Annotated in this window: 14 protein-coding genes; all 14 read right to left on the reverse strand. The window is 43.6% G+C overall.

Going from position 1 to position 23,397, the window contains the following annotated elements; all coding sequences use genetic code 11:
* Positions 1-3: 3 nt before the first annotated feature.
* Positions 4-1,209, reverse strand: coding sequence for a glycoside hydrolase family 88/105 protein (locus IFO69_RS07400; protein ID WP_192009425.1), 1,206 nt, complete (start codon positions 1,207-1,209; stop codon positions 4-6).
* Between the two features lie 16 nt (positions 1,210-1,225).
* Positions 1,226-3,667 carry a glycoside hydrolase family 95 protein gene (locus tag IFO69_RS07405; RefSeq protein ID WP_192009426.1) on the reverse strand — a complete coding sequence of 814 codons (2,442 nt, stop codon included), beginning with the start codon at positions 3,665-3,667 and terminating at the stop codon, positions 1,226-1,228.
* 85 nt (positions 3,668-3,752) lie between these two features.
* Entirely contained in the window at positions 3,753-5,174 is a 1,422-nt protein-coding gene (locus IFO69_RS07410; protein ID WP_225444041.1) for an alpha/beta hydrolase family protein, read from the reverse strand.
* On the reverse strand, positions 5,171-6,346 hold the full coding sequence (locus tag IFO69_RS07415) for a four-carbon acid sugar kinase family protein (protein WP_192009427.1): 1,176 nt from the start codon (positions 6,344-6,346) through the stop codon (positions 5,171-5,173). Before IFO69_RS07415 ends, IFO69_RS07410 begins: the two co-directional genes overlap by 4 nt.
* Positions 6,324-7,376, reverse strand: coding sequence for a 4-hydroxythreonine-4-phosphate dehydrogenase PdxA (gene pdxA, locus IFO69_RS07420; RefSeq protein WP_192009428.1), 1,053 nt, complete (start codon positions 7,374-7,376; stop codon positions 6,324-6,326). Before pdxA ends, IFO69_RS07415 begins: the two co-directional genes overlap by 23 nt.
* Before the next feature lie 54 nt (positions 7,377-7,430).
* The gene (locus IFO69_RS07425) at positions 7,431-8,576 is read right to left on the reverse strand and encodes an iron-containing alcohol dehydrogenase (RefSeq protein WP_192009429.1); all 1,146 of its coding nucleotides are present in this window, start codon (positions 8,574-8,576) and stop codon (positions 7,431-7,433) included.
* Positions 8,573-10,153, reverse strand: a complete 1,581-nt coding sequence (locus IFO69_RS07430; RefSeq protein WP_192009430.1) for a sodium:solute symporter — start codon at positions 10,151-10,153, stop codon at positions 8,573-8,575. The genes IFO69_RS07425 and IFO69_RS07430 overlap by 4 nt, the downstream gene beginning before the upstream one ends.
* A 103-nt stretch (positions 10,154-10,256) precedes the next feature.
* Positions 10,257-11,168: a dihydrodipicolinate synthase family protein gene (locus IFO69_RS07435; protein ID WP_192009431.1), complete on the reverse strand. Its 912-nt coding sequence runs from the start codon at positions 11,166-11,168 to the stop codon at positions 10,257-10,259.
* A gap of 51 nt (positions 11,169-11,219) precedes the next feature.
* Positions 11,220-14,048: a glycoside hydrolase family 78 protein gene (locus tag IFO69_RS07440; RefSeq protein WP_192009432.1), complete on the reverse strand. Its 2,829-nt coding sequence runs from the start codon at positions 14,046-14,048 to the stop codon at positions 11,220-11,222.
* A 16-nt stretch (positions 14,049-14,064) separates the two neighbouring features.
* The gene (locus tag IFO69_RS07445) at positions 14,065-15,972 is read right to left on the reverse strand and encodes an exo-alpha-sialidase (RefSeq protein ID WP_192009433.1); all 1,908 of its coding nucleotides are present in this window, start codon (positions 15,970-15,972) and stop codon (positions 14,065-14,067) included.
* A gap of 24 nt (positions 15,973-15,996) precedes the next feature.
* A complete protein-coding gene (locus IFO69_RS07450; RefSeq protein ID WP_192009434.1) occupies positions 15,997-16,941 on the reverse strand; it encodes a glycoside hydrolase family 43 protein in 945 nt (314 codons plus the stop codon).
* Positions 16,934-18,526 (reverse strand): glycoside hydrolase family 28 protein, encoded by a 1,593-nt coding sequence (locus tag IFO69_RS07455; RefSeq protein ID WP_192009435.1) that lies wholly within the window; start codon positions 18,524-18,526, stop codon positions 16,934-16,936. Before IFO69_RS07455 ends, IFO69_RS07450 begins: the two co-directional genes overlap by 8 nt.
* Positions 18,527-18,755: 229 nt before the next feature.
* Positions 18,756-20,183 (reverse strand): glycoside hydrolase family 140 protein, encoded by a 1,428-nt coding sequence (locus tag IFO69_RS07460; protein WP_192009436.1) that lies wholly within the window; start codon positions 20,181-20,183, stop codon positions 18,756-18,758.
* Positions 20,184-20,254: 71 nt separating this feature from the next.
* Positions 20,255-23,377 (reverse strand): DUF6298 domain-containing protein, encoded by a 3,123-nt coding sequence (locus tag IFO69_RS07465; protein WP_192009437.1) that lies wholly within the window; start codon positions 23,375-23,377, stop codon positions 20,255-20,257.
* Positions 23,378-23,397 lie beyond the last annotated feature (20 nt).

Consider the following 23,397-nt stretch of genomic DNA (forward strand, 5'->3'; position numbering starts at 1 on the left):
TTATCATTTTTTATTCATGAATCTTTCATGCTCTATGCTGGCCATAATGGCCGGAGCTGTAGCTTTTGGGTCATTGTCTTTGATGGGTTCGGAAATATAATATTCGAAACTACCGTCACGGTTTCCATCTCCTCCCAATCCTGCCACGGCACAACCATCGGTGACAGATACCGTTCCATCTTCCTCCTCTCGGAAAAACTCATTGACAAGTCCTTCATAACCCTTATGGGCTGTATTGAGAAATTCCTCTGGAAGGTAACCTTCTCGCACACCCTTGTACAAGAAATACACAAACATGCCCGTTCCTGATGATTCCAAATAATTTCCCTCGAGCTCACCTTGATCCGTTACCTGATACCAAGTTCCTGTTTCAGAATCCTGAAAATCTCTCACTCCTATAGCCACATCATTGGCAATTTGAATCAATTGCTCTCTTTCAGGATGGTCAGCCGGTAAAAAATCCAAAACATCCATAACAGCCATCAAGTACCAACCAATACTTCTACTCCAAAAATTGGCAGATAGTCCAGTTTCCTTATCAGCCCATGCCTGTTCCCTACTCTCGTCCCAACCATGATACAATAAGTGTTTTTCAGGATCATAAAGTACCCTATACGCCTCAATCAATTGATTAACCGCATCTTCTGTATAGCTGGACTCATCAAACGCTTTTCCATAAGCTGCCAAAAATGGCCCAGCCATATAAAGCCCATCCAACCAAACCTGATGGGGATACTTCAACTTGTGCCAAAAGCCTCCATCAGAAACACGCGGATGATTTTCCAATTGCTTCACCAATGTATCCAAGGCTACTCGAAACTTCTTCTCTCCGGTTTCTTCATATAAAGGAATCAGTACTTTTCCCGAGTTGATATTATCGATGTTAAAGCTTTCCAAGTTGTACGTTTTGATGGATCCATTCTCCTCAATGATATTATCCCCAAAACCTTTTACAAAATCAAAATACTTATCATCTCCCGTATATTTCCACATGTCCAGCATGGCCTTGCAGACCAGCCCCTCATGATAACCCCAGTAAGGGTCTTCTACGATCCAATCTTTGAAGCGGACAATGTCAGAATCAGCCAAGCGCACAGACCATCTCTCTAGATTAGGCACGGTGCTTACTTGCTTTTCCGAATTGGCCTTTTGCCTTCCACAAGAAAACAAAACCAACACTGCACCAGCAATTATTTTATAATTTATCATTTACTTCCTCATAGATTTATTTTCCAATAACCGTATATGTTTCTCCAGCTTGGGTGGACAAGTCATATTCGTGGTAGTTCGCTAAATCCACCGCATTAAGCTTTGCTTTCTCCGAAGTCAAAGGGGCTTTCACCTCTGGCAATTCAAAGAAGTGGTTAGGGTTTTCCCCTTCAGCTATGCTCAGCCCTTTTGCTTTGAGCTTATTTTCGGAACGTAGCCTTAGATTACCACCCCGGGTAGACCTAATGACCAATTTATCCACTTTATGATCTTTCCAACTTAGCTCCACTATTTCAAATCCACCCCTGGCACGCAGGCCTTTAATGCTTCCTTTATCCCAAACTGAAGGCAAGGCAGGCAACAAATGGATCGCCCCTTCTTGACTTTGCATCAACATCTCGGCAATGCCAGCAGCACAGCCGAAGTTACCGTCAATCTGGAATGGCGGATGCGCATCGAACATATTGGCATAGGTGCCACCACCCCGAGTACTTGGGGTAACCAAACTCAATTGGTTTTGCAACAACTTATAGGCATGGTCTCCATCCAGAAACCTAGCCCAAAGATTGACCTTCCATCCCATAGACCAGCCCGTGGATGGATCACCCCTATACATTAAAGAAGTCTTTGCTGCATCAAACAACTTCGGGGTCCTAAAAGCTGAAATTTGGTTACTGGGAAACACTCCATATAAGTGTGATATATGTCTGTGCTTATCTTCGGGATCATCCCAGTCATGCATCCATTCCTGTAATTGTCCATACTGGCCAATCTGCATGGGTGCCAATCGAGATCTGGTAACGCTTAAAGTATCTGCAAAATCCTGATCCTCATCTAGTATTTTTGAGGCACGGATTACATTGGAAAAAAGGTCAAACAGCAATTGGTTGTCCATAGTCACTCCAGCGGCTATGGTAGCGCCATGAATGTGGCTGTTTTCAGGCGAACTAGAGGGAGAAACAACCAACCATTGGTGGGAGGGTTCTTCAATCAGCACATCTAAGAAAAACTGTGCAGCACCTTTCATGATTGGATAAGCTTCTTGCAGAAAATCCTTATCTCCGCTATAAAGGTACCTTTCCCAAAGATGCTGGCTGAGCCATGCTCCTCCACTGGGCCACATACCGGAAGCGGCATAATCGATCGGCCCGGTAATTCTCCAAATGTCCGTATTATGATGCAGCACCCAACCTCTGGCACCATACATCTTTTTCGCCGTTTCAGCACCTGTCTCACTTACGTCCCTTACCATTTGTAAGAAAGGTTCATGCATCTCACTCAGGTTAGTAAGTTCTGCTGGCCAATAATTCATTTCCGCATTGATGTTGACCGTATATTTGCTTTCCCATGGAGGGAACAACATATCGTTCCAGATTCCCTGAAGGTTCGCGGGCTGTCCTCCCGGCTGAGAGCAGGAAATCAACAAGTACCGCGCAAACTGAAAATACAAGGCTACCAACTGCGGGTCATTGACTTCTGCAAAATTCTCAATTCGTTGGTCAGTAGGCTTCGCAGCTTCACTCGTTATACCCAAATCTAGAGAAACTCTATTGTAAAATTGCTGATAAAACTGGACATGGTTTTTTTTGATGGCATCATAGTCCTTGGTCAAAGCAGCATTCAATATATTAGCTGCTTTCTGTTCATATTCTTCAGAAAGGTCTTTGTAGTTTTTAAAGTTGGTGGCAATGCTGATGTAAAGGGTTAACTCATCTGCTTCTTTGACACTGATCAAGCCATCCTTTACCACAAGTTCTCCCCCCTTATTACTTGCTTTAATCCTGCCTTGAAATTTCACACCTCCTCTTTGGTGGTCATGGGTTTGTGACTGTCCAGAAAGTGTCAATTGATTTTCTCTCACCCTAGCAACTGCATTATCATGGGGGCTGGTCATCTGGACATTGCAAGTGATGCTGGCAGCCCGATCTGCTGTAAGCCTTACCATAATGACATCATCTTCAAATGCACTGAATACTTCTCTTTGATATTTCACCCCATCCACGGTATATGAAACGGTGGAGGTGGCCATTTCCAAATCCAGATCACGGTAATAATCTTGGTAATCTTGATGCCCGGGAAATGATATATATACATTCCCAAACGTTTCATAAGGCATGCCATCATTGGTTTGGGACATGACCTTTTCATTGGCCAATTCCTGCGCTGCCTGATAATTTCCTTCAAAGATGAGCTTTTGAATATAAGGGATGGCTGCTTTGGACTTGCTATGCGCATTGCTATTAGGTGAACCTCCCCAAATGGTTTCCTCGTTGAGCTGTAGTCTTTCTACTGCAGGCACTCCAAATACCATGGCTCCAAGTCTTCCGTTACCAAGCGGTAATGCCTCATTCCAATTTGATGCAGGCTTATCGTACCAAAGCTTCCATTTCGTCTCCTGGGCTTGAAGGCTACTAATGGTGAGGAATAAAAACAGCAGTTTTGTCCAAAACTTATTCATTTGGTTTTCAGGTTATTGGTTATGCTAAAATCAAGAGCAAAATTAACTTTTTGCCTTAGGCCAATTTAATAGAAAGTCCTTTAGGCTACTCCAAGAGCTTAAATAAAGCTTCCTTTCCGATCAAGGCATTCTCAGGAAGGTTTTCCCCTTGCTCCCCAAAGACTTTTAATTCATTTTCACTTTCAATGGTGATTCCGGTCTCATCGACCTTTCCATCTGTGTCCATCCATTTTTCCAGCGACAAACCAAGATATTTTGCCATAAATGGATACATGGCCTGCCTCTTGGAATATTTATAATCATGGCCCTCCTTTGCAAAATGAGCATTGACTGCTTTGTCTTTAGCTCCGTAAAAGCCATAGGTCCTTTCAATAAAGGGGAATTCAATTTCTGGCACCGTACTGCTCCAGTCCCCACCATCTGAAATGATCAATAAAGGCCTAGGTGCTGCCATAGCGGCAATCTCTGCATTATTGGTTCCGCCTTCACAAAGGTGAATTGGCTTGCCACTTTCACAGGGACAGCCTCCTGAAAAATGGGAAGAAACCATAACCGTAGGAACAGAGACTTTGATTCGGTCGTCAATGGCAGTGAGTAGCATGGTTTGGGAACCACCTCCTGAACCGCCTGTGATGCCTACCAAATCTGGATTGGTCTCTTTGAGGGAGGACAAATAATTGATCCATTGAATGCCATTCCAGGTTTGGATGGTCTGTGCCACACTCAGACGATGATCTTCCGATTCAAACTGCAAAAGAGACTCTCCCCAAGCAAAAAGATCATATCCAACGACCACTGCCCCCATTCTGGAGAGTGTTGCACTTCTGATCTGCTGACTTTCCCGGTATCTGCCTTGCCCAAAATGCCCATTGGGCATGATGATGATAGGATGGTCTTTTCTTAACGGTTTGGGACGATAAACCGATCCTGTGGTATATACCCCTGGCAGCACCTCCAAAGCCACATTTTCTACAGAATAACCTTTGTAATTTCTTCTCTTGGTGATTATCGGTTCAGCAGTCGGTTTTTCAGGAAGCCCCTTAATTTCCAAGGCCTCGATCATACAAGCCTTAAGTGCATCTTTCCTTACTTCCCATTCTGCTTTGTTATGGTAAAGGGCTGTAAAATAATCCAACTGCTCAGCTCCGGTATCGATTGATTTTTTATGATATTGGTAGGACTTGATGGTATATTTCACCTCATTTTCTTTGAAATAGGTCAAATCAAAAGGGGATAATACAGCCGTCAATGAGTTCTCCAAATTTCCTTGTCGGATGCGCCAAAAAGCGTAATTCAGCGTTTTACCTTCCACCAAATCTTGATTGTATTGTAATTCTACATCAAATATCGCTTCTATCCGCTTCAAAGTTTCCTCCAAAGTTTCATTATAAGACCGATCCGAATCCTGAGCAGAACAAACCGTAATAGAAGCCCATATTGATGCACTGACGAACAGTCCTATAACAATCAATCTTTGGCTCCTTGGCAGTCCATAAAGGTGAATCATACCACTGGTTTTTGGATTTCAAAATACTTGTACACCGCTTCCGGCCAAGGGTAGCTACCCGGCTTGATAGTCAAAACCATATCTCTGTCCATCACCTTTAGCCTTACCACACCGGGGCTCAATTCCTGCATTGGTATCAAGGCACCCAATGCCAGTTCCTCTATTACCGCACAGGTGGTCGCTCCACCTTCCAAGAGCAATTCTCTCACTGGCACTTCCTCAATGACCCTGGCCACAGCTTTGGCCGTTCTCTTCTTTAAAACAGCTGGATAGTCACTGAATTTAACCTTCTTCTTTCCGTAGGCCATGATGACCCGGTCACCTTCATTGAGTCCTTCTGCAACATCATATACCCAAGCATCCATCCCTACTGGATTGAATACTTCTTCCATTAGGGGCTCTGGCATTTCACTAAGGTGAACTCCTTTTTCCACCGCCTTTTCTACAAAATCCTTACTGTTCTGATGGCTACTTCCCGCTATCATTAGGCTGTTTCCTACAAACGAAAGTGGGTCAGGTTCCTGACCTCTCATCCATTCAGGGAAATTTCTTTTCAAACACATTTCAAAAAATGCGGCACTTCCTCCAGGCAGAACGGTGCTGTCCATCAAACTTGCCCAAGCATAGAGGTCCAGCATGGTTTCAGAGTCTGGAATATTAAAACCTTCTTGAAGATCTTCCTCCTCAGAAAATTTTCCATAAGCAACAGAAAGTTCCTTCTCTCTCAATAAGTCTTTTACATTTGCCGAAAAAGCTGGAAAGGTAGGATCATCCTTAAAGCTTGTTTCATTCAAGGGCAGGCCTTTCACATAATAAATCCCATCAGTGATACTTCTTCCAGTATAAGGGTTGGCTGGCGCCAAAAGCATTTTTTTCTTGTTTAGTTTTTGGGCCAGAACTTTCAGTTCGGCAGCCACATGTCCCCGCATAACCGAATCCGATTTCTTAAAAATCCAAGTTACGCCCATTTCCAAAAGCTCAGAGGCTATCCTGTCTGTTTCCCTCAAGGCATTTTCCTCCGTCATGGAACGGGTATCCGTGGCAATAACCATCACTTCGGCCCCGTTGGCAGGTTTGGCATCCAAAGAAAAAGAAACAGGAATCCCCCATCTCAGGCATACTCCGGCAATCTCTGCCGCACCAGTAATATCATCGGCTATAACTGCTATCATGTTTTTTTCTGTTTTGTGCCATCGGAATGGCGTAATCAATCGCTAAGTTCAACGCATCCTCAGATGCTATGCCCTGCCCGGCAATTTCAAAGGCAGTCCCGTGATCTACCGATGTTCTAATAATCGGGAGGCCTAGGGTTATGTTTACTCCTTTCACACTCTCCATGGTCTTGGTTTCATTGTTCCACTTGAAGCCTACCATCTTAAAGGGAATATGTCCCTGATCATGGTACATCGCCACACAACCATCATAATAACCCTGTACGGCCTTGGCAAATAACGTATCCGGAGGAACGGGTCCTTCTGCCAAAAGACCTTCGGATTGGGCTGATAATACAGCAGGAAGGATTTCTTCCGTATCTTCGGTACCAAATAGCCCTCCATCTCCAGCGTGGGGATTCAGTCCCGCTACCCCTATTCGAGGCTTTTCGATTCCAAACTGTACACAGGCATCATGTAAGAGCCGGATCACATCCTCCACCCTTTCCTTCTTGATCAAGTCACAAGCTTGTCTCAAAGGCACATGGGTCGTCACATGAATTACCCTTAGGTTTTGCTCCACCAATAGCATAGCAAATTTTTCAGTGCCCGTATAAGTGGCATAGATTTCTGTGTGGCCAGCATAATGGTGACCAGCCAAGTTGATCGATTCTTTATTGATTGGGGCAGTCACGGTGGCATCTACTTGCTCTTCCAATGCCAATTCAATGGTCTTTTTTACCGCTTCAAAAGCAGCATTTCCAGCCATCGCACTGACTTTACCCATTTGCAATTGGGCTTGATCCACATTGTCCAAATCATAAATGTCGATCACCTCAGGGTCAAAGTTTGCCTCTTCTACGTTTGCCACGGCTCTAACCGTAAGCGAGGCTCCCAGGCTTTTCACCATCTTATTAATGGTTTTGGCATCTCCTACTACCAAAGGCCTGCACTTGTCATGCAGAGCACCATCCTGAAAACTTTTTACTATGATCTCAGGACCTATCCCTGCAGGATCTCCCATGGTGATCGCTATGATTGGTCTCTTCATTTTTTTCTTTTATTGACTTAAGATATAAGTTATTAGTGCCTCAATATTTCTCTCCTAAAACAAACTGTAATAAATTCTTTCAGCATCCTCAAAGGTCAATTCTTTGGGGTTGTTTTTAAGCAATCTCGTCACTTTCATCGCCAAACCAGTCAATTCTGCCACATCGCCTTTTTGAACGCCCAAAGCCGTCAAGTTTTGCGGAATATCACATAGTTTAACCAACTCCCTCACTTTCTCCACACCATTTATGGCTGTTTCCTCTAATGTTTCTCCTTCTGTTGCTCCCATCGCTAATGCTATCTGCACATGCTTATGGATGTTGGAAGACATATTGTAGGCCATCACTTCTGGAAGTAGCACTGCATTGGCCAAACCATGCGGTACATGGTACTTTCCTCCTAAAGGGTAACTAAGGGCATGCACTGCTGCAGTATTGACAGGCCCCAAACACAAACCTCCATACATACTGCCCAAGGCCACGGCAGACCGGGCATCCATATCATCGCCTTTTTCATATGCCCTTCTCAAATTACGGCCGATCAAGGCTATGCCCCTCAATGCATAATCATCCACCAGTGGATGGCTGAATCTATTGGTATATGCTTCAATACAATGGGATAGTGCATCTATTCCCGTCTCAGCAGTAATTTTCGGGGGTAAATCTATTGTCAATTCAGGGTCAATGTACGTGGCATCTGGCACAAGGTAGGGGCTGATAATCCCCTTTTTCTCCAATGTTGATTCATCCAAAAGAATGGCATTGGGAGAAACTTCACTACCCGTTCCAGAAGTGGTTGGGATACACACCATGTGCGTGCCCCGACCTTTTAACAAATTTATACCTACAAAATCAGATAACTGCCCAGTACTGTCCTGCATGGCAGCCAAAATCTTGGCCAGATCCAAAACACTGCCTCCTCCAATGCCCACTATACTTTCTGGGTTATAGGCCTTGACTTCTTTCAAATATTCATTGTACAGATCAAAAGTAGGCTCCCCGTAATCATATACGGTTACTTTCACCTTTAAACCTGCTTTTTCCATCAGTCGAAGCCCTTCTTCAAACCTCGACACCAAAGGTCCGGCAATCAGAACCCATATTCTAGCTCTGCCAGCCTGAATGGTGTCCTCCACATATTGAGATAAGGCCCCAGTCCCAAATACCAGTTTTTGGGGTTGTAATAAACTAATTGCCCTCATGAAAATTGACTTATTTTTTCCACATTTTTCTTCTCTTTGAAATAACCATAAATGGTCAAATTGGCATCTGCCTTCGGCCGCTTGAAAAACAAACTAGCGATATATCCGACGATCAAAACGATCAGATGACTATAAACTCCCAGCATGTACTTGTGCTGGGAGAAATTGTATTGTCCCAAATCCAACAACAAACTCTTTTCTCCTCCTCCAAAACTAATGGGAGTGGAAGTCAATAAGGCATAGGCTGTAAACAACACGCAGACACCAATTCCTATATAAAGGCCTTCCTTATTGGCCCTCCTGCTTAAAAGCCCCAGTAGAAAAATTCCGACTATTCCAGCCGAGAAAATAGCATAAAGGCCAAAGACTGCCCCGAGCACCCCTTCACCTTGCCAAAGCACATATAGCACCGCTACAAATGCAGCTGCCAAGCCAGCAATTAACACCAAAACCCTCCCCACCTTTAACTTTTGGTGGGTACTACAATTGGGATTAAATCGCTTATAATAATCTTCTACTCCGACCGCGGCAAGACAGTTCATATCCGAATCCAAACTGGAAATGGCTGCCGCTGCCAAGGCAGAAAGCACCAAGCCCGTCACCCCAGGTGGCAATTCCGTCATGATGAAATAAGGAAAAACTGCATCCACGGTAGTTCCTGCAGGTAAAGCAGTTCCTGAAATTTGATAAAAAACAAACAGCAATGAGCCAATCAACATAAAAAGAGTCCATACCGGAACACTCAAAAACACGCCCAAGTAGGCTGCCTTTTTGGCCTCGTGGTCATTTCTGGCTGTAAGGTAGCGCTGTACAATGGTCTGATCGGTGCCATATTTTTGGATGGCATAAAATATCCCGTTGACCACCATCACTATGAAAGTGAGCTGCGTAAAGTCAATATCATATGGTCCAAAGCCTATTTTTTTCATGTTGATGGCTTCCTCCATGACCCTCTGTGGACCTCCTTCTGGCACCCATAAAAGAAGGATTAAGCAGAAAACCCCACCTCCAATCAACAAAAAACCCTGAATAACATCCATCCAGATAACTGCCTCTATTCCTCCCAATAAGGTCAATACTATGATCACGAAGGTAAGGACACCAATCACCATAAAAATATTCACATCCATCATACTACTTAAGGCCAAACTTACCAGGTATAAAACGGTTCCCATTTTGGAAAAATGGGTCAGCACAAATGCCAGAGAACTGTACAAGCGAGCAAAAAAACCAAACCTTTTTTCAAAGTACTCATAAGTACTCAAGCCTATCACTCGCCTAAAAAGTGGAACAATTACCCAAATCATACACACCAAGATGATCGGAACCATTAGCCCTTGCACCAGTAATATCCAATTGGACTTGTAAGCAGCACTCGGATAGGCTAGAAATGTAACACTACTGATTAGTGTAGCAAAAATGGACATACCTATTGCCCAAGATGGAATCCCCCCACCTCCGGCAAAATAATCCTCACTGCTTTTCTGCCTTTTGGAGAAATAAATCCCCATGTAAATTGTCCCTAAAATAGAGACAATAATCAGCAGGTAATCGATCCAATGTAATCCTGTTTGCATTTTGGTTATTGGGTTATTTCAAGATTAATTTCCTAATATCTACACTTTATCAGCTTGAATATTTACTTCTCCTTGACTCTACAAATAGGCTTTGAGCACCTTTTTAAGTCTTCTGAGCACCATTCATGAATTCTTTCCAATCCGTCAATACTTCCTCTTCTTCACTTTTGGAGAGGTTGGTCAAAGGAGGCTTCATAAACGCTTGACAGCATCCTTTTTCCTGCATCATTACTTTCAAAGCTGCCAGAGACTGCCCAAGACTTTTGCCACCTTGATAAATTTTCGCCACCTCATCCGTCAGCTCTTGGTAATGTAAGGCACTCACATCATCTCCTTCCTGACTGGCAGCATACAGCGATTTGTACATTTCAGGTACAATATTGCCCGTACTGGGTACAATACCATCTGCCCCTGTCCTGAGGCTGTTGGCAGATTGCGCTCCCCAACCGCAGAAAAACGAAAAATCAGCCCTTTCACGGTATTGATCAATGGCAGCATGCATCCTCCCAATATCCCTTTCAGAATCTTTTAGTCCCCAGCAATTAGGGTGATGACTGATTTCTTCCACTACCGACAAGGGAATGGACATTTGGGTGGTCGCTTTGATATTATACATCATCATGGGCCCTCCAAGTGACTCAGCCAACACTTCAAAATGCCTTTTCATCTGCTCTGTGGAAAGTATGTAGTAAGCAGGCAATGTCGCCACCACCACATCTACTCCCAAATCTAAATATTGACGGCCTTTGCTTATCTGCTCAGAGACTGAGTTATTGACCACTCCTGCATACAACTGCTGGCCTGACGACTTTGAAGCTAAGGCAGCCTTGATCATTTCCAAACTTTCTTTTTCTGAAAAAGACGCAGACTCCCCGGTAGTGCCCAACACCAAAGGAGAAATGCTGTTTTGAGCAAATTGCTGCATAATCTTCGCTACTGCTTCTTGATCAATTTCTCCTTTTGCAGTCAGTGGTGTCACCATGGGGACTACCACTCCTTCATATTTCTTTTTCATATTTGAAGACTTTTGACTTTGGACAAAAGATTTCTGTTTCTCAATGTCCAACTACTTCACTACTATTTCATATTCTCCAGATCCAAGTTTATAGACCGGAAAGGAACCATGCTGATTTTCCTTTACCAAAGCATCTTTCTCCGGTTTACGACCATTGATCAATACTTCATCAGGGTTCTCCACAGGCAATACCACTGTCGCACTCGTATTTACGGGTATCGTGAAATGAAAAGTCCCCATGGCATTTTCTCTTTTCCATTCCGAGACAATTTTACCATACCTGCTTTCATAGGAAGCTTTTACAAATTCCAAATCGCCTACCCAATGTGGCTTCAGGTAAAAATGCTTAAACCCAGGATTTTTTGTATCCGGTTGTATCCCGGCCAAATCCCGATAAAACCATTCTTCGATTTGTCCCATCATAAAATGGTTCCAGCTGTTTCCCTTTCTGGGATCCCACTGTTCCGTCAAAGTGGTCAGCCCAAATTTGATCTGAAAACCATAACCAGGCGCTTCATAGTGATTGTGCATTTGATACATTAGCTGGTTCAGTCCATTCCTGGCCAAAGTCTGGTATAAATAGCGATTGCCCACATCTCCAGTAGTCAATCGATAACCGTGCTCTTTAATATCTTTGACCAAATTGTCCAAAACAGCTTCTTTTCTGCTTGGGTCGACGATGTCCAAAAACACTGGAACCGCATTTGAAAATTGACTACCAGTACCATATTGATTGGTTGCTGGGTTGAAAAATTCCGCATTAAAGGCTTCTTTTACTGCTTTTTCCAATGTTTGATACTTCTCAAAATCATCCCTTTGCTGAAGCATTGCAGCAGCTTTTTTTACCAGGCTAATCCCCAAATAATAGTGAGATGTCGCGGAAAGTGCTATTGGGCTATTTTTTGAATATCCAGCAGCATGCTCACCATAGTCATACCAATCCCCCAAACCATGAGAAACAATATGGTGCTCAGCCGTCGTGCCCAAATAGTCTATATAACGCTTCATCGTAGGATAATACTTTGCAATCAATGAACTATCCCCATAATATTCATAATACATCCAAGGCAAGACCACACATGCTACTCCCCATTCCGGTGAATCTGTAAAATCGCCACCAAAAACCACATATTCCGGGGCAATGCTGGGCACAAGTCCATTATCCCTTTGGGCATCAGCCATGTCCTGCATGACCTTGGGCACCAGCTGGCCCAAGTCATAGTTATAAAACAAACCGGGACCATTTAAATAAGTTTCTTCCAACCACCCTAACTTCTCCCGATGTGGACAGTCAGTAAAGACACTTTGCATATTGCTTTTGATGGCATTATTGATCAACCAATGTGTTTGGTTGAAGATCCCATTGGAACTTTCAAAAGAGCCTTTTTCCTCCGCCCTATTGTAAATAAAATTGGATTTGATTTCAGTAATGCTGGGCCTGTCTTCCTGCTGATCTTGGCCGGGCAAATTAACATTCTCCACTTGGATATATTGATAACCATAATAGCTGAACTTAGGCTGCCAGGATTCTTCTCCCTCCCCTTTTAGGGTGTAGGAATAATAATGTGGGCCGCCTGTTCTGCCCTGTCCCACCATTCCACTTTCTTTCAAATGCTCACCCACTACGAGCTTTACGGTTTGTCCTTTTTTCCCTTTTACCGTAATGGAAGGAAACCCTGCCAAATTTTGTCCCATATCCAACACATAAACATTCTCTGCTGGTTCGGAAACTGATTTGACATCAAATTGCTGCTGAATACCAACCGAAGGTGCCAATTGTGGCTTTAGAGATCCCAATGGGGCTTTTTGGATGACCACCTGATTCCATTCTTCATCGGAAAATCCAGCTTGATTCCAGCCTTCTTGCTCTCTATTGGCATCATAGTCTTCTCCCCCAAAAATACAATTGAAGGTAATCGGACTCTCTGTCCACTTCCAAGTTTCATCAGAGGCCACCACTTGGGTTTTTCCATTCTCAAACTCCAGCTTCAAGTTAAAAAACAAGGTAGGAGGTCCGAAGCTGATCAAAAATTTAGCGTATCTGTCTCCTGTTACATTGTACATCCCATTTCCCAACACCACCCCGATGGCATTCTCACCCTTTTTAATCCTCTCCGTGACATCATAGGTGTTGTAGTAAACTGTCTTGTCATAATCCGACCAAAGCGGCGCAAACTCACTATTCCCCACCTTTTCACCATTTAATGTCAACTCATAGTGGCCCAAACCACTGATGTATATTGTGGCCTTTTTTATCTTTTTCAGGGGCTTAAAGGCCTTTCTTAGCTGAATACTTTGCTTTGCCAGCGGATCCACATGACTCCATTTCTCCTTATTTTCTTCCCTTCGCATATCAGGTTCATGAAAATTTCTTCCGCTTGGCAATCCGCTATCTTCGCGCGAAATGGCACCAATCCATTTGGCCTGTTTCTCCAGATGATCAGGAGCCATCTCAAAAAAGGTCGATTGACTCCAGTCTGATGCATTTCCGGCTTCATTCCATACTTTTACTTTCCAAAAATAACGTTGCCCCCCAATCAGTGGTACTCCCTGATAAGCGATCATCTGGCTTTGGTCACTATCAACTTTTCCTGAATCCCAAACCACTGTCTCTTCACCCCCCTCCGATGAATGATACACAACCACCTGATAGGCCGATTGCCTGGCACCTTGTTCTTGGGAAGATAATTTCCAACTTAGTCTTGGGGCAGCAATTTCAAGACCCAAAGGTTGATGCATCATTTCAACCGTTACATCCACCACTTTGGGACCTGTGGCCATAGGATCAGGTCCACAACCAAAAAATAACAGGCAAAGCAACAGCAAACCCAATGCTGGTGCAAATAAGGACTGTTTTTGGTCAAAAGAAAAAATATCCATTTTCTTAATTAATAGCTTAATAAGTAACCAAAGATTCCAAATAATAAACCGCCTCTTTCACCGCTTCTCCTGCATTTTCCAAATCATAGTCCTGATCTGTCGGAGTCTCTGCATTCGGAAAGTACCGCTGTGTTCCTGTTCTGAAAACAATCCGCTCCATTGCATCCAGGGGTGCAAAGAATAATTTTGGACCTTTTTCCTGACCATTTATCTTAATTTGATAAAACCGCGTCTCTACATTCAAATCTAACTCCACATGATATGACTTTCCTTTTTCATAGGCCAGCAGTGTATTCATCCGGTAACCCGCCCGTGTTTTGAAAAGTCCATCTTCATCAAAAATCAGTTGGACCCCTGGCCTACCCTTGCTGTCCTGAATTTCTATTTGAAGTTTGCCGTGATCTGCTTGCTGGGCTGACACGGTAAACTCCACATGCAATTGTTTACTAGAAGGGACGATCCTTTGTGCTTTGGCATAATCGAAAGGATCTTGATCGTGCAGCACCAAATACTTTTTGCCATCAACCTTTTCAATGCCAGTTTTTGCCCATTGTGGGCTGTAAGTATTCCAAAAATCGATTTCCTTACCTTCTGGCATCCTATCAAAGACATCGTTGGCATGTCCTACCGATTCAGCTGTAATGGGTGTTGGCACTGAAGCTACCCAAATGTCCTCTTTGTTGACACTATAGGTTAGCCACATTTTACCGTCAGGCGGCATGCCATTTCCTTCCAAAATTCCCCTGACATATTGGGGACCATAGGACTTGTAGTTTCCACCATACCTCATGGCAGTGATTTCACCATGAACCAAGAATAGGTTATCATAGTCAATACCATCTTTACTGCTTGAGACAGCCAATGGCCAACGGTACTCCGAAGGGTTATAGACCAGGGCATAAGCGCCATCTGCGGTACGCTGCCCCCATATTTTTGCATTTGAATTTACCACCCCTGGAGCTCTCAAAGGGTTATATTCCCAAGTTATTCCCCCGTCATGACTGATGCTGGTCAGGGCATGCTTCCATAAACCAATTACCCTGTCATCAGGGAGATGATAGTAACTAAAAGCTTTGTATTGCTTTTTTAGCGGGATTAAGGGATCATCCCTATCCGCTTCCTCCACCCACTGCTGCATCATCAATGGCTTGCTGAGCAAATCATCACAGGCCTTTATAAAGGCTTTGTCCTTGCTGGATTTATAAAATGGATAAGCGGTGTTCTCTTCGTCCCAACCGTGATTGTATCGAATAAAATAGATCGGGCCGAAACTGCCATCTTCTTTAATTTCCCTGATCACACGACCGATGCCATTGCCATCATTTGGACCATCGTGAGCGTCCAAGGCAATTCCATAATAGGCCAAGGCCAATAGCTTCCCGTTTTCTGCTACATAAAAACCCATCCTCTGATGCATCACTGCATCTAAGTCTTTGGCAACACCCTCCTGACCTTCTTTGGTTGTACCATCTGGAATTCGGTAAGGAGGAAAAATCACTTCAGGTCTGGTCCAATTTCTTCCATCAGAAGATGTTTGGAGCAAGGTTTGGCTCGGAGCAATATGTTCCCCCACAGGATCACTCAGATACTCCAAATAAAATTTCCCATTCCAATAAGCCAACATGGGCGCATGGTTATAAGTCCACCCAAAGCCATCTCCTTTTTCAGGATATTCCCGATTGGCCCGCATGGTCTGTACTGCATGCACGCCAATGGCTGGCTGTAACTGCCCATGATGATAATCCACACGGGACAAGGTACTACCACTGTAATGGAGTGTATCTTGAGCTTCCGCCTGAGTAGGTAAACTAAAAATGGTGTAAAGCAAAACACAGTATAGCGTCAGAAACTTAATTTTGATTCCTCCCCAGCTCAGCAGACCCGGCAGTCGTACTTCCCTATTTCCTTTTTGTTCTTTATTCATTATTCTATCTATACTGTCCATCTGTTATTTCTTTTTCGCTTCATCCTTTAATTGCTTCAAAATTTCTTCTGAAATGGTACTGATTGTGCCATGCTTGTGACCCTCAGGCAGGCTGATTTCTCCATCTATATTGCTGAAAGATATAAAATCGTTAGTGCTTACTGCCTGGTAGGTTTTTGCGCCGTAGCTATCAAAATAAATCAACCACTGGTCTCCATGATGAAGTACCGTTGGTCCTTCCGTAAGAAAATCTGAAAAAGGCTCGGAAATATTTTCCCAAGGTCCTACTGGGGACTCACTAAATGCCACTTTAATATTTCTGTTGGGTCGGGTGTTATCCTTTAAGACCAAAACATAATCATTCGATGCACGCTTTACGATCACCGCATCTATGACACTGAATCCAGGTTCCAAAAAAAGTTTGGTAGGGCTAAATTCCTTAAAATCCTTGGTCGTCGTATAATACATGCGGTGGTTGTTACGCTCTTCTTCTTCCCCCTTCTCGAATCGAAAAGGGATGGTGGAAGCCCAAATAATGATGTACTGGTCTTCCTCATCATCATAAAATATTTCTGGTGCCCACACATTGACCACTTCTGGCTCATGTGCCATCACGGGAATAAACTTTTGATTGGACCAATGAACAAAATCCTTAGTACTGGCGTATCCGAACCCATTTCCACCTTTCCAGTCAGTTGTCCAAACCATATGGTAAGTATCTTCTGGTCCTTTGACAACAGAAGGGTCACGCATAATCTGGCTTTTTCCCACAGCTGGTGGAAGATAAGGGCCTCCCAAGTCTTCCCAATGATAACCATCTTCACTATAAGCCAAATAAAGTCCTTCATCTGCAGGCTCTCTGAAAGAGGTAAAAATATAATACTCCTTTTCACTTTTACAGCTTATAAAAATGGTAACTGTCCATAGTAGCAATAAAACAGTTCGGCTATTTATTTTCCTTTTACTCATTAGCCTCTTGTTTAATCATTCCTTTGACTTCTTCACCTATTACCACAGGTTTCTCCACATGGTACCATTGGTTGTTTTGGATAAAGATATGCTTACTTTCTTCTCCTTTTATATTCAAATAACATTCGGTTTGAACCATCGGGAAATTATTGGTGATCATTGCATTACTGACATTTTGGAGTTCCAACACGGCACGGTCAGCAAGTGGTTGACGGCTTTTTAAATTGTCTATAAGGAGTCCCTCCACAGCTTCCAATTGAACAGATGGCCCTAATTCTGTTGAAATCTCCACGTCACGCAGTTCCACATGTGTAGCTGTTTTAATGGATAAACCTTCCTTGGCATTCATATTTATATTAGAAAAGCTTATCTGGTCGATTGGCATTTCAGGAATGCCCAATACCTTGCCGGCCACATTGACATTGGATCCAGTAACATTAGAGATATGAATGTTTCTAAAAGAAGGAGTTTCCTCTGTCACAGGACCTTCATGGGTATTTTTGTCGTAGAAAAGGTTCATCACGATGGCTTCCAACTGGATGTCTTTCATCACAATATTGTCTATCCTTATTTCTTCTACCACACCTCCACGACCTCTTGCCGCTTTAAGACGGATCCCTCTGTCAGTTCCATCAAACACACAATTTGAAATGGTTACTTTACGGATACTTCCAGAGATTTCACTCCCTATGACCACTCCTCCATGACCACTCAACATCGTGCAATTGGTGATGGTCACATTTTCAGTTGGTGTGTCCCACTTACGACCATCGAAATCCCTTCCGGACTTGATCGTAATACAATCATCTCCCACGCTGATGTGACAATCGGAAATATGGACATTCTTACAAGAAGTGGGGTTGATACCATCTGTATTGGGAGAGGGAGGATTTTCTATGGTTACTCCAGTGATGGTCACATTATCACAAAATGCGGGATTAATTGTCCAAAAAGGAGAATTGACAATGGTCACTCCTTCAATGCGAACATTCTTGCAGCGAAAAGGTTGGATCAAAGGAGGCCTAAAAAACTTTAGCCCCATGGTTTTCTGATAATAATCCGCAGTCTTCAAACCTTCATTGGCAGCAGTCCACATTTTTTGGTATTTGCTTTCCTTTAAAGTTTTCTGGTCTGCCTCGTGGATTCGATACATTTCCATCCACCAGTCTTTTCCTTGTCCATCTATTTTGCCTCGACCAGTAATGGTAATATTTTCTGCTTCATAGGCATAGATCAAGGGAGAAAAATTATTCATAACTGTTCCTTCCCATCGCATTTGCACAAAAGGCAAATAATGATCAAAATCAGTGGAAAACCTTAACACAGCCCCAGCATCCAAATGTAGGGTGATATTGCTTTTAAGCTGAATCGCACCCGTCAGGTAATCTCCTGCCGGGAAAAAAAGTGTACCTCCACCAGCTTCTGCAGCCTTGTCAATGGCGCTTTGGATAGCTTCCGTGCAGAGTTGACCTTTGTTATTCCCACCCACTTCCAAAATATTGATCCAGCCTGATTCAATAGCTGAAAATGCATGACCAAATAATAGAAGGTTTAAGGCAAATAGTAATGTGATGTATTTTTTCATAGGTTATTTTGAATCATGGAGGGCATTGGGAGTTAACCTCTTCCGGAGTTTTGGGATTACAAACCCGAAACAATTTTCCTCCTTAGTTCTTCATCGCAATAAGTAAACAACTAAGCAATCTCTACTTAGCAGCACATTGCTTCGAACCATTATTTTCAACTCATAATCGCGGATTCCAGCTAAAGAATAGGCTTCATTTGTTCTATCTTTATACCAGTACGATGTATTATTACTTGTAATTTAGTACCAAAACCCAATCGTTCCCATCCTGCACCTTCCCGTCTGGTTTGAACTCCTGAACACCTTTGGCTTCCACCTCCCCGAGGTCAGACATCTTCCCATTTCGGGGGTTAAACCAACTTGCCTTTACTGTATTTCCTTGGATCACTTCCATATTCACGGCGATGGATCTGCCAGTGTAAGTATAAATCAAGGCATAATCCTCTCCTCTTGTTGCAGCCAAATGATCATGCTTTTCTCCTTGATTGGCAATCAAGGACTGATCTGGTATTCGCTCCAAGTACGGAAATTGTAATATCAGGTCTTTCAAATAATGCATTTGCTTGGCTCCCGGGTCATTGATGGCTTCTGTCCATAACTTTTTATTCCCATATGCACCTACTTCACCATCCTCCGGGCGGTGCATTTGCATTACGGCACTATGTCCATAAGTATGCCCTGCCGCTCCAGAAAACACGGCCCAATATGCATACCTTCTTGCATCTTCAGCTTGCCAAAACCCTTCTTCTGGATCATGAAGCCCCTCAGGAATTCCTTCATAGGATGGCTCCCCATCCACTGTTGGCATCTTACGCTCCAACTGGTAGTCCGCCTCAACATATTTCCAGTTGTCTTCCCCATAAGCTCGCTCAGTATCATCTTGGTCATATCGACGGTGCCCGGACTGGAACATATGAAAGTCCATCCATGGTGCCTCTGCAAACCAGTCTGAAGACTGCATTCTCCCCCTTGGGTGAAAGGTGATCAGGTGGTTTTTGTCATTCTTATCCAAGGTTTCACCAATGGCATTCCACACTTCTATATATTCATTTCCAAAAGTGTCCCCACCATTCAGCCAGATGACATTGGGCCTATCCTTGTAACGCAAGGTCAGGAATTTGGCATATTGCGCTGCTTCCTCCACACTTACTCCGCCATCTTTCACATTCGTCCCCCATACAGGAACCATGGCCATATAGATATCTCTTTTTTCTGCCTCTCTCACAACAAAATCAATATGATCCCAGAAATCATAAGCTGTAGTGTCCGAGGGCTCACTTCCAGGTGTTGTCAAGGGTGTAGCTACATTTTGATGGACCAATGCACTGTCTCCATAGGCATTTACTGCACCAAGGGTATGTAAAGTCATCACCTGAACGACATTAAAACCCTTTGCTTTTCGGTCATCCAAATACTGTAGAGCTTCCTCGCGTTTCAACTTATTGAACATTAGCCATCCCGTATCGCCCAACCAAAAAAAAGGCTCGCCACTCGTGGTGACAAAATAACGATCATTATCTGACACTTTTAAAAAGGGTAGGCCTTTAGGACCTTCAGCCGGTTTTGCAGCCGTGGTTTGCTCTTCTTTTTGTCCCTGACAAGCCATTAAAAGGCCTAATAAAAGGGTAGCAATGCTGAGTGTTATGTTGCGTTTCATAGTTAATTGTTGCTCATTTTGTTACTGGCTAACTTAAATTCTAAAGGGAATAAACCAAATCCAGTTATTTGTCACCTCTTAATCCAAATCACCCACTCCCCTTCACTAGGCATTTGAATCGTTTCCCGCTGTCCGGTTTTTATTTTTTCAGTATGTATAATTGACCCAGTGCTGGGTTTAATGATCAAAGCTTCAACTTTGCCCTTTAGCTTGGAAAAGTCAATCTCAACACTGTCGGTTTTATTGTAGATCAGCATTTCTCCCTCATCATTGACCATAATTTTCTGATGGGCACTTACAGACAAAGGCTTCATTGTCGACAGGCTTTCCTTCCAGTCTGTATTTTTAACTGTGGGCAAATTAGGCAAAGAGCCTCCGGCAAAAAGGACAGCCCATCCCATACGACTTCCCGCAGGTGTGGAGTAAATCACCGCCTTTTCAGGAAATTGTTTCCGGTACCTCATAATGCCCTCGTTAATGGCTTCAGGAGATTCCTTTCCTTGTTTCATTTTTCGTGCATGCTGCCTGGGAGCCATGTGCTTACCTCCTAGAGGTGCATAATCTCCGTCCTCAGAGGGATGCCAATAACGAATATCAATTACATCCACCAATTGGCTTCGTACGGGGTCAGCCAAAATGGAATCCTGCACATCCTTGGTAGCACTTAAAGCGATCAAAGCCTCTTTTCCGGTTTCCGCTTCCCATTCCTTCACCACATCCAGCCAAAACTGCATAAAATGTAGAGGCCCTGTATATTCTGCACTGGTAAACTGCAGGACATTGCTGTTGTCAGCAAAATTATCCAAACATTGCCAGATGAACTTTCTATGGAGCTCCCTTCTACTTTCATGGCTGATGTCATAAAACTGCTCATCCAGAAAAATTCTTTTGTCTCCTGCATAGGGAGGTGGTTCGGGAAAACCTGTTTGGTTGATATTATTGGCAGGGCGCCAGGGAGAATCTGCCCAGTGAGCTCCTGCTTCAAGAATATTGTGTTGAAAGTAGTTTTGGTGTAGCAGCAGAATGCCCTCTTGCTCTGCCAAATCTGCAAACTCAGCCAACCTACTCCAATAAAAATAGCTGTATTTCGTCAAATCATACTTACTTAGGCGGTCCCAAGCTTCTCCTTTTCCACTTCTGGCGAAAGGTTGTTCATAAAAAGGAGGCCAAACGTCAGGATCTATCCTTCGTACCCGCTCGTGATCATCCCTCCTTCGATCATACCAAAGGCCATAATTATGATCTAAAGCCACCGCTCCACTTTCTTTCATAGACTGCACCACCTCAGGGATCAAATCCGTATATCCTATTCCATACCTGCCAGGCACAAATCGGGTCACATGTATTTGCGCAGAGGCAATGTCTCTAGGCCGTAAACTCCCCCTCCACCATTGTACATTTTGGGTTTTACCGATAATGAGTTTTCCATCCCAAGTTAAAATCCCATTGACTACCCTTACTCTCGGAGCAAGTTGCTTTTTAAGATTAACCGGTTCAATGTCCAGTGATTCATACCGATTAGCCCCATCCGTAATCAAGGAAATAGGGTTTCGTTCAGAAGCTTGAGTGATCCATTGCTCCATACTAAGCATGCCTTCCCTGGCCAGTACAGTTAATTCTCGCGCTTGCTCCAAAGTAGGGCTGGTACTTGGTTCTGTCCCCAAAGGCAAAAGCTGTGGATCAATAGGCAATTCACCCAATCGGTCTTCCAATTGCGCATAAAATAAACTTCTCGGATTGATGTGGTTATTGGTTTCGACCCAATGCCCATCCCCTTCAAATTGAGCCCAAGTGCCAAATGCCCAGTTTTGGGCAGTAGGAGGGCTGTAATTTTTGATCAATGATGCATCACATTGCCAAAGCACGCAGTTGGCGGCAGTCCATCCAGCACCCTGACCAGCCTGCATCCTATTACTCAGCGTAAGCGCCTCCCCATCTATTCTCACAATGTCAAAAAGCACTCCGGATGCCCACCCTTGCTGAGCTCCGCTAAAGCTAAACGGTAAGTATGCCTTGCATTGGACAAAAGCATTGGGACCCGCCACAGCCAATCCCGTGCTGAAGTCATGATAGCCATACTCCGAATAACAACGCTGAAAAAGCGTCTGTTGCCCTTCCGTAAAAAAAGTATTACGGCGTGCTCCTGCTATCTCAGAAATAGGGTCAAATGATTGACAATCTTCTACCGTTACCCTTCTACCAGTTTTAAATATTGCTACAGCAGAGCCTGCAAAATGTCGAAAATTGACCTTTCTAACCCAAGCATCTTGAATATTCTCAAGTGAAATCGCAGACCAACGGTGATCCTCGTCCTTTATATTTCCTTCGTCAAAAGTGGATTGCAAGGTCAAATTTTCTATACCCACATTTTCAATTCTTCCGGGCCACTGATAAGTAACCAAATACCCCCCTCCGTACTTCTGATCCAGGCTATTGGTAATTGGAACATCTAATCTCAATTCACCACCCTCACTGTTTTCTACTATTCTGTCCCAATACAAGTTGTGCCCTCCAGGCTTCCATCCGATCCAACCTGTTTCGCCACCAAATTCATTCATCTTCAATTCGTCAATCCATTCCTGGGTAGATGGCCTGACCACCATAACAGCACTCCCTGACTGAACATTCCCCTCAACCGCCATTTCAGATGCATTTATGGGTACATAGGAACTCTTTATTTTCAAGGTATCTCCGAAAATCCTGTCATCTTTGCCCAAAAGTCGAATAAGGGTTTCCCTGGTCTTGCCGGTTCCCAACAACACAGTCCCATTCTCATCTGTACCACTTCCCCTCAAGATCACTCCAGATTGGTTGATCTGTAGTTGTCCAGCTACTTTAAAAAGTCCTTCTTCCAATAAGACAGCCCCCCTAAAGCCATTTTCATCAATTGGCAACTGGCCCACATAGTCCAAAGCAGATTGAATCTTTTGAGTAAAATCACCTTTTCCGGGGGAAATGACCACTTTTACAGGAACTAAAGGAATCTCCTTTTCACTGGCTTTGTAACCACAATAAGAAAAGTCAGGAATCCGATCACCATTTTCAGCTATTTCATAATGAAGCTTTCCGTCTTTATAATTAATTGGGTTTTCATCCTGCCGGCCAAGCACCACCTGACTCCAAAAAATCAATAAGGTGAATACAACAAAATTCGGGAAAACAAACTTCCCCGAACTTTGAAAATTAAACCCCATATAACTATGTATTAACATAT

This window comes from Echinicola arenosa (assembly GCF_014841125.1).
Taxonomy (GTDB): domain Bacteria; phylum Bacteroidota; class Bacteroidia; order Cytophagales; family Cyclobacteriaceae; genus Echinicola; species Echinicola arenosa.